Below are 12,979 nucleotides of genomic sequence, written 5' to 3' on the forward strand. Positions count from 1 at the left end.
TCAACCCAAAGTAAAGGATTCTTATGTTAATTTCTGTTTGTATATGCACTTATAAACGCGCGCATATTAGCCAAACGCTGGCCAGTATTAATAACTTAAATTTACCACACGGCTGTGAGATTGAAATTGTGGTGGTTGATAATGATGCCGATTTGTTTGCTAAACCATTAGTTGAGCAAGCCAGAAGTCAGTTAAATTGTTCTCTGCATTATTTACAGCAAACGGCTCAAAATATTTCTGCCGCCAGAAACTTATGTTTAGAAAAAGCCTCGGGTGATTGGGTCGCTTTAATTGATGACGACGAAATAGCCGATCCAAACTGGTTACTTAATTTATATCAAGCCGCCCAGCAGTATCAGGCAGATATTGTTTGTGGGCAGGTTGTTTCTACGTACCCTGCAGGCACAGAACAATGGATTATTGATGGTGGATTTTTTGATCGTAAACGCCATTCAAATGGAACGCAGTTAAGCAGTTGTGCCGCTAATTGCACTTTATTTAAACGAGATAAAATTCAAGATCGCCGGTTCGATTTATCTTACGGAAAAACCGGCGGCGAAGATGCTGAGTTTTTTAATGGCCTGCATAATCAAGGTTGTAAAATTGTCTATTGTGATGACGCCATTGTAAGCGAAGAAGTTGAAGCTAACCGCTTAAATATTCGCTATTTAATTACTCGAAAAATGCGAATTGGCGCTACTTTCAGCAAATATAGATTTGCTCAGAAAACCCTAGGGGAAAAGTTATTTTATATTGCTAAAACCTCAGGCTTAGCTGTGTTGAGTTTGGCTTTTACCCTGCTTTGTCTGCCGTTAGGAAAAGCTGTTTATTACCATAGATTTTTAACCTTTATTGATAAATACGGCAAGTTGCGATTTTTAGTCACAGGTCAAATTAAGGCGATGTATTAAGCATGACAGACAAGGTAAATGAAATGAGTAAACCAGAAAGATATATTGCTTTAGATGGCTTAAGAGGCGTTTGTGCGCTGCTTGTTTGTATTTTGCATGCTCGGTTATTAACTCATTTATATCCACTTGATTTTATTAGAAATGCATATTTATTTGTTGATTTTTTCTTTGTCTTAAGTGGCTTTGTGATTTGTGCCAGTTATAGCCATAAGCTCAATAATTTTAATCAATTAAGTGTCTTTTTTATTAAGCGCTTAGGGCGTATTTGGCCTTTGCATTTATTAGTTTTATTGGGCTTTTTGAGCTTAGAGTTTGCGAAATGGTATGTTGCCAGCCAGTATGCGGTGGACAGTCAGACCAGTGCTTTTTCTGGACGGTTTTCATTAGACGCCTTGTTTACAAATGTTTTTTTAATTCATGCTTTAGGCATACATGATTCGCTAACTTGGAATAATCCAAGTTGGAGTATCAGTGTTGAATTTATCACATATATGGCGTTTGCCGTTATTTGTTTATTATTATTCAGTTTTCGACGAATTTTAGCTTATGTAGCTATTACCATAGCATCACTTGTTATTTTGTTTAATGTGATGCAGACAAATTTAGATCTAACCTACGACTATGGTTTACTCAGGTGTTTTGCGGGCTTTTTTGTAGGAGTATTGGTTTATCGTTTAAAAGCTGTGATCGGGTTAAATTTAAGCTTTATACAAGGCAGTGTTCTTGAACTAATAGCTGTTGCTAGTGTGATTTATTTTGTAGCTGAATTTGGCGCAAATCAATGGTCATTATTAGCACCTGTTTTATTTGGTTTAATTGTGTTTTGTTTTGCAGCAGAAGCCGGTGTGGTGTCTAAATGGTTAAGTGGTAAATGGGTTCAGCTCTTGGCTGTGCTTTCATTTACTATGTATATGATTCATTCATTTATTTTAACTTTATTATGGCGTGTCATTTATTTGATAGACCAAGGTCAGGGCCAGTATATAAAGTCAGTGGATGATGCGCACGGGTACAATCAAATTGTACAGTTTTCGAATTTGTATTTTGCTGACTTGATACTGGTCTGTTATTTATTATTAGTAGTAGCTTCATCTTATCTGGTGTATCGATTTTTTGAAAATCCATGGCGAAAACGTTTTGCCCAGTTTGCACACCAGTATGTGGCCCAATCTGAATCGATAAAAACTGCACCTGTAAAGTCTGAAGGTTGATCAATGCGAGCTATTGAGTGGTTAGATAAGTACGCGTTTTTAATTATTTTACTTTATTGCTTGGGGTTGTTTTCGCCAGAGCTAGCACCCAAAGGCACAATGATGGATACAGAAGCTGAGTACCGCGCAACTTCTATGTCAAGTAGTAATATAACTAAGCAGTTGTTTTGGTTTTTAGCTTTTTTTTATTTAGCCTGGCGCTTGGTTAAATTAAATTTTATGAGTTTACCCGCTCAACGGCAATTGCTTACATTATTGATGATCTCTGGGTTAGCTTTGGCCAGTGTGTTGTGGTCCGCTTATATGACTTACACAATAAAAAGAGCGTTATTTCAGCTTATATTTTGCTTTTGTATTTTTACTTCTTTTTATTTATCCAGATTGCATCAAAGCTATGCTCAATCTCTATTTATGGCTATATGCCTGATTATTTTTATGATTTTTTTGTCTGTTGGAATGGGGGGGGCCTTTGGACCGGATGGCGCTTTAGCAGGATTTAATCGAAGTAAAAACTTATTGGGGCAAAACTTACTGGCCATGTTTGTCATGATGATCTTGTTAATTAAACTGGATGGTATTGAAGTTAAAAAGCTGTACCTTTGTTTAGCAATGATATTTTGTTTTTTAGTTTTGACAGGCAGTAAAACGAGTTTAGCGTTGGCAATGCTATTTATTGGCTTGGCTTTATCCGGTACCTTGATTGCAAAGTTTATTGTTGGGTTTAGTTTTTTGGTATTGAGCTCAGTCTTTATTTTTATTCCTGGGTTGTCATATATTTCAGGTGAGATGTTTCATATTGGCCAATATATGGAACCAGCGGCATTTACTGGCCGGGGGTTAATTTGGGATACGCTTTATTATGACATGGATTATTTTTCTAAAGTGCTTTTAGGTTATGGATATGGCGCTTATTTTGGCGTTGGCGTTATTCCTTATTTTTTTGACGATCCATGGAGCTTCTTGCAACAAATCACGTCACCCCATAATGGCTATTTGGACATGTTTCTGCAATTTGGTGTACTCGGTTGTAGTTTTTTAATTAGTTTATTTATCACTTTGTGTGCAGGCGTTAAATCAAAATGGCTGGCAGGAGCGTTAATTGTGCCGGTGATTTACAGCTTTACTGAAGCTGCTGTGTTTAGGGATCAAAGCATGATGTGGTTTTTAACCATAGTGTTATTTGCTTATATTGCTGACTATCAAGAGGCTTACCAGCAAGTTGACGATAGCGACGACTATGATGATGCTGAGCAAACTGCAATTAAGGAAGTTAGCTTTCCACAGGCTTATAAATAAATTAAAACGAATTGTATGGGAGCACAATGATAAAAATTAACATGGATATCAGCTTAATGATTAACGGTCAAATAAATGTGTCGTTATTAAGTTGGACTTGGAGGAGGATTTATACTGGCGAACATTTAGAGGTTCACGCTTTGTGTAAAAAAGGAGTAGTAAATGGCTAGAATTACTTGGTTAGATTCCTGTCGAGGGATGGCCATCTTATTGTTAATAGCGATTCATTATATTGGGGCTTTAGAGAGTCGGGCTGTTATATCTTTAGAGCTGCTTGAATATATACAAGCATTTTTGCGTGTAGCTACTCCGTTTTTTATTTTAACTTTTGGTTTTACGTATTATGTCGCACACCGAAAGTTGTTGACTAAGAATTCTATTGGGGCTTTTTATAATCAAAAGCTGTGCAAAAGAATAGCTCAAATTTTTCTGGCCCGGCAATTGATTGTTGTTATTTTAGCTTTTAGGTTTCCAGAGCAAGCAAATGGATTGTATGAAATTTTATTGTATCAAAGCTTTTCAATGGGCGGAGAAATCCTGACATTTTATTTGCTCGCCTTAATTGTTGCGCCCTTGAATATTTGGATGCTTAATAAAATTGCGAATTGGCAGTATGTGCTGATTTGGTTAATTGTATATGCTTGTGCATATTACATAGGTACTCACTTTGTAGATTCTGATAGTGCTGGAGTATTAAGGTTATTGTTTTTAGATGTTTATCCGTTTTTTCCTTTAATGTTTCTAGCTGCATTTGGAATGCTAATCGGACAGTTTTATTTTTCTGTTAATTCTAATCAGACTCGGGTAAATGTATTGCTACCCATTGCAATGTTTTTATTGTTATTCGGTGGGACAGGCATAAATGTTATTAGCGAGCAACCTATCCATGATCTAGCCATCGCTTTATTTAAAGCGCCGCCTCATTTTTTATATTTATCGCTTTATGGAGGGGTAACTGTATTGCTCATTTTAATTCTCGCAGCATTAACCGAACATAAGTTGATTCCTCAAACGTTATCTCGAGTTCTTGCTGTGGTGGGCCGTAATACTTTAATTGCTTATGTAGCTCATTACACTCTGTATTTACCTAGCATACTAGCAAAATTATATAAACCGGTTATTTGGCTGGAGGTGGTAGGCTTTATGGTTATGCTGTTTACAAGCTTTGTATTGATATATGTATGGGATACTTACAAAAATAATATGAAATCTAAAACTGTTACAAAGGAACCTATATGAAAGTTGCTATTATTCATGATTGGCTGGTGGTGAATGGCGGAGCCGAAAAAGTTTTACAAGAAATCATTGCTTTGTACCCAACGGCTGATATTTACACTTTAGTGGACTTTTTACCGGAGGATAGCCGGGACTGGTTAAAAAACAATAAGGTTTATACTTCGTTTATTCAAAAACTGCCTTTTGCTAAAAGTAAGTATCGAAATTATTTTCCATTTTTTCCGATTGCGGTAGAACAGTTTGATTTGTCTGAATACGATTTAATTATTTCGTCTAGTTACTGTGTTGCTAAGGGGGTTATTACCAGCCCAGAGCAAACTCACGTTTGTTATTGCCATTCGCCAGCGCGTTATGCGTGGGATTTACAAGCACAGTATTTAAAGGAAAGCGGGATGACTCGCGGTGTTAAATCTGCGGTAATTCGTCACTTTTTACATAAATTTAGAATTTGGGATAGTCGCACGGCCAACGGTGTTGACTTATTTATTGCCAACTCTGAGTTTATTAAAAAGCGAATTTACAAATGTTATCGACGTGAAGCTGAGGTGATTAACCCGCCAGTTAATTTATCTCAATTTCAGTATTGCGATGATAAACAGGATTTTTACTTAACTGCCTCGCGTTTAGTGCCTTACAAAAGAATTGATTTAGTGGTTGAAGCCTTTACCAAAATGCCAGAAAAAAAATTAAAAGTGATTGGCGACGGCCCAGAAATGGAAAAGCTTAAACGACTGGCTCAAGGTCATGACAATATTGAATTAATGGGCTTTCAATCAAATGAAGTGCTGATTAAAACGATGCAGCAAGCAAAAGCCTTTGTTTTTGCGGCAGAAGAAGATTTTGGCATTATACCGGTTGAAGCTCAGGCATGTGGCACACCTGTGATTGCTTATGGCAAGGGTGGTAGCCTAGAAACAGTAGCCGCTAATGTATCAGGTATACATTTTGAAACTCAAACCTTAAGCTGTTTAATGAATGCGATTAATGAATTTGAAAATCAAGGAACAATATTAGATTACGCTCAAGTTCGAAAGCATGCAGAGAAATTTTCAGTAGAATCTTTTAAACAAAATTTATCGACGGTAATAACACGTACGCAGGAGGCAAACGCGTGAAAATATTGCATATCCATCAAGATTACCCCGATGGACGGCCTTTTCCTCATACCAAGGCAGTGCATCATTTAATAAAAGCGGCACAGCAGCAAGATGCATCTACTATGCATTTTGTGCTGTCGGTTAACCGTACCTCAAATCCATTTAAGGTTTCGTTTAAAACGTTTAAGCAAGGAGTCAGTATTGTTTATTGGGCAATCCCTTTGCCTTTTTTGTACGCGCCTAGCTTATTTTTTTGGGCTTGGTTAATAGCTCGAAAATTAAAACGATGTGAATTTACGGCGGTGCACGGCCATAAGTTAACCAGCGAAGGTGTACTGGCTTATCGGTTGAGTAAAGCGTGGAAAGTTCCTTATTTAGTGTCAGTTAGAGGAGGCTCTGATTTACACAATATAGGGCGTTTAGCTGATTGTAAAAAGCTGTTTTCAAAAGTATACCAACAGGCCGCATTTGTTTTTTGGGTCAGTCCGTGGGCGAAGGCGAGCGTAGAGCAAAAACTAGGAGTTGAGAGGGTAGATAAACAAGCCAGGTTTGCCAATATTTGCCAAATTGATCCGCAATTGAAAGATTTGCCAGTTGAGCGCAATCAATACCTAACCGTATTAAGTTTTCATCAATACCAGCGCAAAGGTATTATGCCGTTAATTGAAGCTATTTCAGAGTTAAAGCAGGCAGGAACTCAGATTGAGTTGAATGTTTGTGGCAGTGGCAATGACTCAGTTAAGCAGCAATTAATTGAATTGATCCAATCGTTAAATTTAGAAAACCAAGTAAAACTATTAGGGCAACTGCCGCACGATCAATTATTGCAATTAATGAAAAAGAGCAAAGGCTTTTTATTGCCTGCTAAAAATGAAACCTTTGGCATGGCTTATATCGAAGCTTTGTCTTGTGGTTGTCCTATTTTGTATCACCAAAATACGGGGGTAGACGGGTTTTTTGATGCGTTTCCCCTCGGAGTAAAAGTATCAGAGCAAAGTATTGGTGAACTCTTTGTTGCACTAAGACAGCTTGAAGTGCAATACCCTTTATATAAGGCCAATGTACAAAAGTTGATCAACCAAGGATATTTAAAAGAATTTACTGCTGATTATGCGGCGAATCATTATTTAACTCATTTAAAGCAGGTTGTTTAATGATGATAAAAATTGCTTTGTATTATTTAATTTTTGCCAAACTGCCGTCAGCTCGCTTTACCTTGTTATTTTCAAAATGGCGAGTTTGGTACTTTACTCGGGTGCTTAAAATTATGAAATCAGGACCTAATGAATCTATGTTAGGTCACAACATTTACATTGCCAATGGTCAGCGTGTGCAGTTTGGGTACGGTTGTCGGGTGAATGAAAATGTATATATTGAAAAAGCGGATATTGGCAATGATGTATTGATTGCGCCAAATGTGGCCATTTTAAGCCGAATGCATGAATTTGAACGAACTGATATTCCTATGTCTCTGCAAGGATATCGACCTGAAAAAGGTGTGGTTATTGGCGATGATGTTTGGCTAGGCCGTAATGTGATCGTGATGCCCGGTGTTAAAGTCGGTCGAGGATCTATTGTTGCAGCCGGTGCAGTCGTTACCAAAGACGTGGAACCTTTTTCAATTGTGGGTGGTGTACCTGCTATTTTGATTAAACGGAGAAAACAATGACGAAAAAAGTCAAACCCATATTGACAGTTGTTAATGCTGGAGGGCATTTAACGCAAGCACTTTGCATAATGCAAGCAATACCAGAGTTTCATTTGGTTACGTCCGTCAATATAAAAGCTGATACAGGCGCTAAGTCTCTAACAGTGATCAAAAGCTCACAATTTAATCCATTGCGTCATTTTACTAACGTGTTTAAAGCTATTGGTATAATACGCAAAATTAATCCGCAGGCCGTCTTTAGCACAGGCGGACCTATTTGTATTCCTTTTGCTCTGGCGGCTAAATTATTGGGCGTTAAGTTTATTTATCTGGATACTTTATCCCGTGTTGTTGAGCCTTCTCATACTTGTGCTTTTCTATATAGATTCAGATTAGCAGACCAAATTTTTTGTCAATGGCAAGCTGTAGCCAATAAATATCCGAGGATTCAATACCATGGAAAAACCTTTAATATATGTGACCACGGGAACGTGCCATTATAAATTTGACCGAATGTTAAGGTTAGTTAACCAATGTATTAAGCAAATTACAACACCATATGAATTAGTGGTGCAATATGGGAGTTCTTCTAACATTAAACTTTATAATAGTACTCGTCAGACGGAGTTTGTTTCAAGAGACGAAGCCGAAGGTTTTTATAAAAATGCGGCTCTTATTTTTAGTCATTGTGGCATCGGGAGTATTTTTAATTCTATTAAACATGATACGCCGACGGTAATTATTCCTAGGCTAGAGAAATATAAAGAGTTTTCTGATGATCACCAGCTACAAATCGCCCGTGAAATCGCAACGAATCCTTTATTATTTTTATTGGAAGATAATGATCCTAAGGTGATAACTAAATTTATGACTTTTTATCAAGAGGGAGTCAATCATGATAAGACAGAGCGGGATTTAGTAAATTATCAATTGGCGAACCATATTAAGACAGTTTTATATGCGGAATAAATTATGAAATATGTAATTGCGGCAGTGCCTTATTCGGACAATTTAGGGGATGGCATTATTGCAGATAACCTTAGGTTTTACTTTAAAAGTAAAAATATAGAAACTGTAGAAGTTTGTGATATCAGTTATCGTGATCAAGTGCCAAACAAAGCTGGTAAAGCACAAGGTTTTAATTTATTTGTTAAATTACCTAGCCCAATTAGAAAGTTAATGGTTCTGCTGTTTTTTTCACTGAAATATTTACGGGTAGGAAGAGTATATTTGAAGCGCAAACTGGTTGCGGCAGATAAATTGGTTATAGGTGGAGGGCAGTTGATTAGTGATGTTGACTTAAACTTCCCGTTTAAACTTTATTTGTTAATTCGGTTAGCAGAAAAAAACCAAATACCGACTCAAATATTATCAGTTGGGGTTGCTAATAAATGGAGTTGGCTAGGGAAGAAGTTAATGAGCCGAGTATTGCATTCTAAGGTACTAGATAAAATCTCGGTAAGGGATCAAGTATCACGAGACAATATGTTTAATTTTTTTGGTGTTGATTCTGACATTATTCCGGACCCAGCACTAATGAGTGCTTCGCTAAATGAATATACGCAAACGCCTATTAAAAAATTAAACAAAACACTCGGACTAGGGATTGCTGATTTACAGAGTTTGAATTACTCCGGTGATATTAAATCTGATTTAGAGGCTAATTCAGTCGCTCATTTAGTATCGGTAATAAAATTTGCAAACCATCAAGGTTATCAAGTTCAGTTATTTACAAATGGTGCGGCTGAAGACGAAGCTTACCTTTATGATATTGTGCTTGCTCAATTAGTACATACAGACCTGGAGTACTCAGTTCAACCAAGGTGCCAGTCAAGTATTGAGTTAGTTAATTTCATACGCTCCACTGATTTGATTATTTCGCATCGCTTGCACGCTAACATTGTAGCCTTTAGTTTCAAGATACCTTCCTTTTCTGTTGGCTGGGATAGTAAAGTAATTTCATTTTTCAGTTTGGTTGGTTATGAAGATAGGGTGTTTCAAGATTTACAAAGTTTAGCTGATGAGCTACCTAAATTGTTTTCCAGTGATAGCCAAATTGAGTTTGATTTTAATCAAATTGAAACTCAATATGCTAATTTAATTGATGATCCAACATGAATTTAAATCGTGAACTTAAATCGGCTATTGTTCGAAGTTTGCTTGGTAAATATAGCTTATATATTTTTCAGCTTGGTTCGTTAGCCATTTTATCTAGAATATTTACACCTGAAATGTTTGGTGTACTGGCAACAGTGCAGATGCTGGTGATGTTTTTCCAATTAGTGACAAATTCAGGTTTAGCGCCAGCAATTGTTTATCAGCAAAATATCACGATTGACATTAGGGATGGGTTATATAGCTTTACTTTAATATTGGCTGCATTGCTAGCATTTGTATTTTTGTTTATCGGTGAAGCGCTGCTCAATTGGTTATCGTTATCTGAATATCACCTTCTGATTTATGTATTAGCACTAGCTGTATTTTCATCTACCTTATCTATTGTGCCTGCTGCAAGCATTCAAAAAGATGCTCAATTTATCAAAATGGCACAAGCCGAAATATTATCTGAAGTAGCTGCTTTTAGTGTTTGTATATGCCTATATTTTTTAAATTTTGAATTTATAGCCTTAGCAATGAAATTTGCACTAACACCATTTTTTAGAATGGCCTTTTATTATTGGATGGCGGGTAAAACGACTCTGGGCCGTCCAAAATTCGGAAAACAAGTTAATGCTATCAAGCTATTTTATGATTTTGCGAAATTTCAGTTTTTATTTCAACTCGTAAACTTTTTTTCGCGTAATTTAGATACAATTTTAATTACTAAATACTTTGGGGTGACTACGATAGGTTTTTATGAAAAATCTTATCAGATAATGCGCTACCCTTTGCAGGCTTTTACATTTGCAATTACACCAGCGTTGCAGCCCATTTTAACTAAATATCGAGATTATCCAGATAAAATAGAAAGTTCGTATTATCAGGTCTGTTACCGATTGGCACTACTTGGTTGCGCCGTTTCATTTATTTTATTTTGGGCTGCAAGTGATGTGGTTTATATATTATTTGGACCTCAATGGGATAAAACTGCGCCTATCTTAAGTTTGCTAGCAGTGAGTATTCCACTACAAATGGTATTAAGTTCAACTGGCGGTGTTTATCAAGCGTTAGGCAAAACAAATCTTCAATTGGTATGTGGATTATTTTCTGCCATGACTAATGTTGCTGCAATTTGCATAGGGGTTTATTTTAAAGACATTTCCTTATTGTGTTTATTACTAGTCAGCGCTTTTTGTGTTAATTATTTACAGTGCTTTTATGTGCTGCAGTATAAGGTGTTTAGTGCTAAATTTAATTTGCATTTTGGAGTGATTTCACTGTTGTGTTTTTTGCCTTACTTCAATTTGTTTTTTTACACCTATAACGCTCAACAAACAGATTCATATCTATCGGCATTTCAGCATTCAACGCTAGTTTCAATATTGGGTTTTGGGATTACGCTTGTCGTGTTTGTTTGTACTAAAAATTGGTTCAACCGCACTGTATCTATTAAAACATCACTTTGAGTTAAACAGAGATTACCTGTCGGGCAGTTCATTTAGATAAAAATATCTTGTGTTTGCATTTATAGTTCGATGGGTTGGCGTTTTGGTTATTAATTAAGGAGTATCTTGTGTTTCATTTAACCCGCTTTTTGCAAAACAAATTTTACTTTAACTGGCACCCTAAATTAGTCATAACATTGGTTGCCTTTTTTCATTTTTCAATTTGTGCAGAGCCTATTCTTAACACTTGCACTAAAATAGTTAATAACAATTTTAGTGCAGAAAGCGATGGACAAATATTTGATCTTGACTCATATAAAACTATTAACGACGCAATTGATGATTATCAAACCAATGATGTTATTTGCGTTGCCAATCAATCTCAACCTGCTTTTAAAATTCGTGATTTCTCTCCGGAATCAGGAAAATTAACGATTCAGCCGTTAGCGGTTGAGAAAAAAGTCACTATTAGCAATCAAAATTATCGCGGCACAGGTGTCTTTATTGAAAATAGCCGATCGATCGATTTAGTTGGTTTTACCATAGAAGGTGGTTTATATGGGGTTGAGGTCATTGACTCAAGCGATATTAGGTTATCTGATTTGCATGTTCTAAATGTGGGTCAAGAAGCTTTAGTGGTAAAGCCGAAGCACCAAGGTGGCACGAATTTTATCTTAGAAAATAATTTAATAGAGCATACAGGTAAGCGTAATAATCAGTATGGAGAAGGCATTTATTTAGGCGATGGCTCACTGAAAACGCAGCATAGCGTTTCTGATATTAAAGTTCGTAATAATGTAATCCAAAATACGACCAGTGAAGCGATAGATATTAAAATTAATGCGAATAATGTAAGAGTTGAAAATAACGTGATTCGTAATGTGGATCTTAAATTTAATGGTGCGATTACGATTGGAACAGAAGCAGCTTTTTTAAAAGGTGGCGACTATTTTGTGCTGGGCAATGATATTAAAGCAGTAACCAATCGTTCTGGTTACCGCCCGCAGGGGATTGCTGTAGGGCATGGCAATACTCAAATTTTTAACAACAAGATTGAAATTGCAGACGCAAAAGCGATTGCTATATGTTTAATGACGACCTTTATGGATGAGCAATTTAATCAGGTTTGGGTTCAGTCAAACCTTTATACAGGAGAAGGACGTTTGCTGAACCCTCAGTGCGGTAATGGCGGCACGGGTATTTTTAAACCTGCGCAAGTTAGTAATTGGAAAAACCAGGTTGATTAGTCAAAGTTATTGGTGTTAATCAACTTTGGCTCATTTATTTAAGCCATGCAGATCTCGGTAAACGGATTTTTGTAAATTAACTGCTCCGCTTGGGTTGTTACCAGTTTCAGCGCTGCCTGTTGGCCAATGAGTTCTGCAGCTTTATCAATCCCTTGTTTTAAATCTGGTTGCCGACCTTTCAGGTTATGACAATCAGAGGCGATAGTTGAAACTTGATTGTTCAATAACAAAGATTGTGCATTTTGCTGCGCACTCTGCCCAAATTTACCAGTTAAACTGCTCGCCGTAATCTGGGTTAAACAGCCAAGCTTAAGCAGGGCTTGTAATTTTTCAGGCTGCCTGACAAAGGTTTTATTTCGTTCAGGATGCACAATAATCGGCCGGTATTGCTTTGATAATAACCATTGAATTAGATTAAGGTAGCCGGCAGGTAACTCTATTCGCGGGAATTCCAGTAAAAATAATTTAAACCCCTCCATTTCCCCTAAAATAGGTAAATTTTGTTGTTTAACTAATTGGATTATATTTGAGCTAATTCTTAACTCACAAGCTAATAATAATTTAATATTAAGATCAGACTGCTCAACCACTTCATTAAAATTTATAAAGCGTTTGGCTAAGTCGGCTTGATTATTATCATACCGACCTAAATGAATATGCGGCGTGAGCACTTGCGTGGTTACGCCGTTTTGTTCGGCCATCTTGAGCATGTCCATCGATTCATTAAGGCTTCGCGCCCCGTCATCTACATTAGGTAAAATATGGCTGTGTATATCAATCATGTTCCT

Annotated in this window: 12 protein-coding genes and 1 pseudogene; 12 read left to right on the forward strand and 1 reads right to left on the reverse strand. The window is 36.7% G+C overall.

Features of this window, described 5'->3' with window-relative positions; genetic code table 11:
• The first annotated feature begins 23 nt into the window (after positions 1–23).
• The 12 genes and pseudogenes from OLW01_RS03985 (at position 24) to OLW01_RS04040 (ending at position 12,191) form a co-directional block, all read left to right on the forward strand.
• Positions 24–911, forward strand: a complete 888-nt coding sequence (locus tag OLW01_RS03985) for a glycosyltransferase family 2 protein (protein WP_268075383.1) — start codon at positions 24–26, stop codon at positions 909–911.
• Positions 912–913: 2 nt separating this feature from the next.
• On the forward strand, positions 914–2,122 hold the full coding sequence (locus OLW01_RS03990; protein WP_268075386.1) for an acyltransferase family protein: 1,209 nt from the start codon (positions 914–916) through the stop codon (positions 2,120–2,122).
• A 3-nt stretch (positions 2,123–2,125) separates the two neighbouring features.
• Positions 2,126–3,418 (forward strand): O-antigen ligase family protein, encoded by a 1,293-nt coding sequence (locus OLW01_RS03995; protein WP_268075389.1) that lies wholly within the window; start codon positions 2,126–2,128, stop codon positions 3,416–3,418.
• A 162-nt stretch (positions 3,419–3,580) separates the two neighbouring features.
• Positions 3,581–4,657: an acyltransferase family protein gene (locus tag OLW01_RS04000; RefSeq protein ID WP_268075392.1), complete on the forward strand. Its 1,077-nt coding sequence runs from the start codon at positions 3,581–3,583 to the stop codon at positions 4,655–4,657.
• Positions 4,654–5,769: a glycosyltransferase family 4 protein gene (locus OLW01_RS04005; RefSeq protein WP_268075395.1), complete on the forward strand. Its 1,116-nt coding sequence runs from the start codon at positions 4,654–4,656 to the stop codon at positions 5,767–5,769. Before OLW01_RS04000 ends, OLW01_RS04005 begins: the two co-directional genes overlap by 4 nt.
• Positions 5,766–6,905, forward strand: coding sequence for a glycosyltransferase (locus OLW01_RS04010; RefSeq protein WP_268075397.1), 1,140 nt, complete (start codon positions 5,766–5,768; stop codon positions 6,903–6,905). The genes OLW01_RS04005 and OLW01_RS04010 overlap by 4 nt, the downstream gene beginning before the upstream one ends.
• 332 nt (positions 6,906–7,237) lie before the next feature.
• Positions 7,238–7,411: pseudogene (locus tag OLW01_RS18475) on the forward strand (DapH/DapD/GlmU-related protein); the annotation flags it as partial.
• A 5-nt stretch (positions 7,412–7,416) separates the two neighbouring features.
• Positions 7,417–7,902, forward strand: coding sequence for a hypothetical protein (locus tag OLW01_RS04020; protein ID WP_268075402.1), 486 nt, complete (start codon positions 7,417–7,419; stop codon positions 7,900–7,902).
• Entirely contained in the window at positions 7,856–8,368 is a 513-nt protein-coding gene (locus OLW01_RS04025; protein WP_268075405.1) for a glycosyltransferase, read from the forward strand. The genes OLW01_RS04020 and OLW01_RS04025 overlap by 47 nt, the downstream gene beginning before the upstream one ends.
• Positions 8,369–8,371: 3 nt before the next feature.
• Positions 8,372–9,517, forward strand: a complete 1,146-nt coding sequence (locus OLW01_RS04030) for a polysaccharide pyruvyl transferase family protein (RefSeq protein WP_268075407.1) — start codon at positions 8,372–8,374, stop codon at positions 9,515–9,517.
• Positions 9,514–10,965 (forward strand): oligosaccharide flippase family protein, encoded by a 1,452-nt coding sequence (locus tag OLW01_RS04035; protein WP_268075409.1) that lies wholly within the window; start codon positions 9,514–9,516, stop codon positions 10,963–10,965. The genes OLW01_RS04030 and OLW01_RS04035 overlap by 4 nt, the downstream gene beginning before the upstream one ends.
• 107 nt (positions 10,966–11,072) lie before the next feature.
• Complete coding sequence (locus OLW01_RS04040) at positions 11,073–12,191, forward strand: right-handed parallel beta-helix repeat-containing protein (protein WP_268075411.1); 1,119 nt, start codon at positions 11,073–11,075, stop codon at positions 12,189–12,191.
• A 38-nt stretch (positions 12,192–12,229) separates the two neighbouring features.
• Here the strand turns inward: OLW01_RS04040 and OLW01_RS04045 are convergent, their stop codons facing one another.
• The gene (locus tag OLW01_RS04045) at positions 12,230–12,973 is read right to left on the reverse strand and encodes a tyrosine-protein phosphatase (protein WP_268075414.1); all 744 of its coding nucleotides are present in this window, start codon (positions 12,971–12,973) and stop codon (positions 12,230–12,232) included.
• Positions 12,974–12,979: the final 6 nt, after the last annotated feature.

It is taken from the genome of Catenovulum adriaticum (assembly GCF_026725475.1).
Taxonomy (GTDB): Bacteria; Pseudomonadota; Gammaproteobacteria; order Enterobacterales; family Alteromonadaceae; genus Catenovulum; species Catenovulum adriaticum.

Coding starts and splice junctions, on each gene's coding strand:
- OLW01_RS03985 (WP_268075383.1), top strand. CDS start 24: ATGTTAATTTCTGTTTGTATATGCACTTATAAACGCGCGCATATTAGC.
- OLW01_RS03990 (WP_268075386.1), top strand. CDS start 914: ATGACAGACAAGGTAAATGAAATGAGTAAACCAGAAAGATATATTGCT.
- OLW01_RS03995 (WP_268075389.1), top strand. CDS start 2,126: ATGCGAGCTATTGAGTGGTTAGATAAGTACGCGTTTTTAATTATTTTA.
- OLW01_RS04000 (WP_268075392.1), top strand. CDS start 3,581: ATGGCTAGAATTACTTGGTTAGATTCCTGTCGAGGGATGGCCATCTTA.
- OLW01_RS04005 (WP_268075395.1), top strand. CDS start 4,654: ATGAAAGTTGCTATTATTCATGATTGGCTGGTGGTGAATGGCGGAGCC.
- OLW01_RS04020 (WP_268075402.1), top strand. CDS start 7,417: ATGACGAAAAAAGTCAAACCCATATTGACAGTTGTTAATGCTGGAGGG.
- OLW01_RS04025 (WP_268075405.1), top strand. CDS start 7,856: ATGGAAAAACCTTTAATATATGTGACCACGGGAACGTGCCATTATAAA.
- OLW01_RS04030 (WP_268075407.1), top strand. CDS start 8,372: ATGAAATATGTAATTGCGGCAGTGCCTTATTCGGACAATTTAGGGGAT.
- OLW01_RS04035 (WP_268075409.1), top strand. CDS start 9,514: ATGAATTTAAATCGTGAACTTAAATCGGCTATTGTTCGAAGTTTGCTT.
- OLW01_RS04045 (WP_268075414.1), bottom strand. CDS start 12,973: ATGATTGATATACACAGCCATATTTTACCTAATGTAGATGACGGGGCG.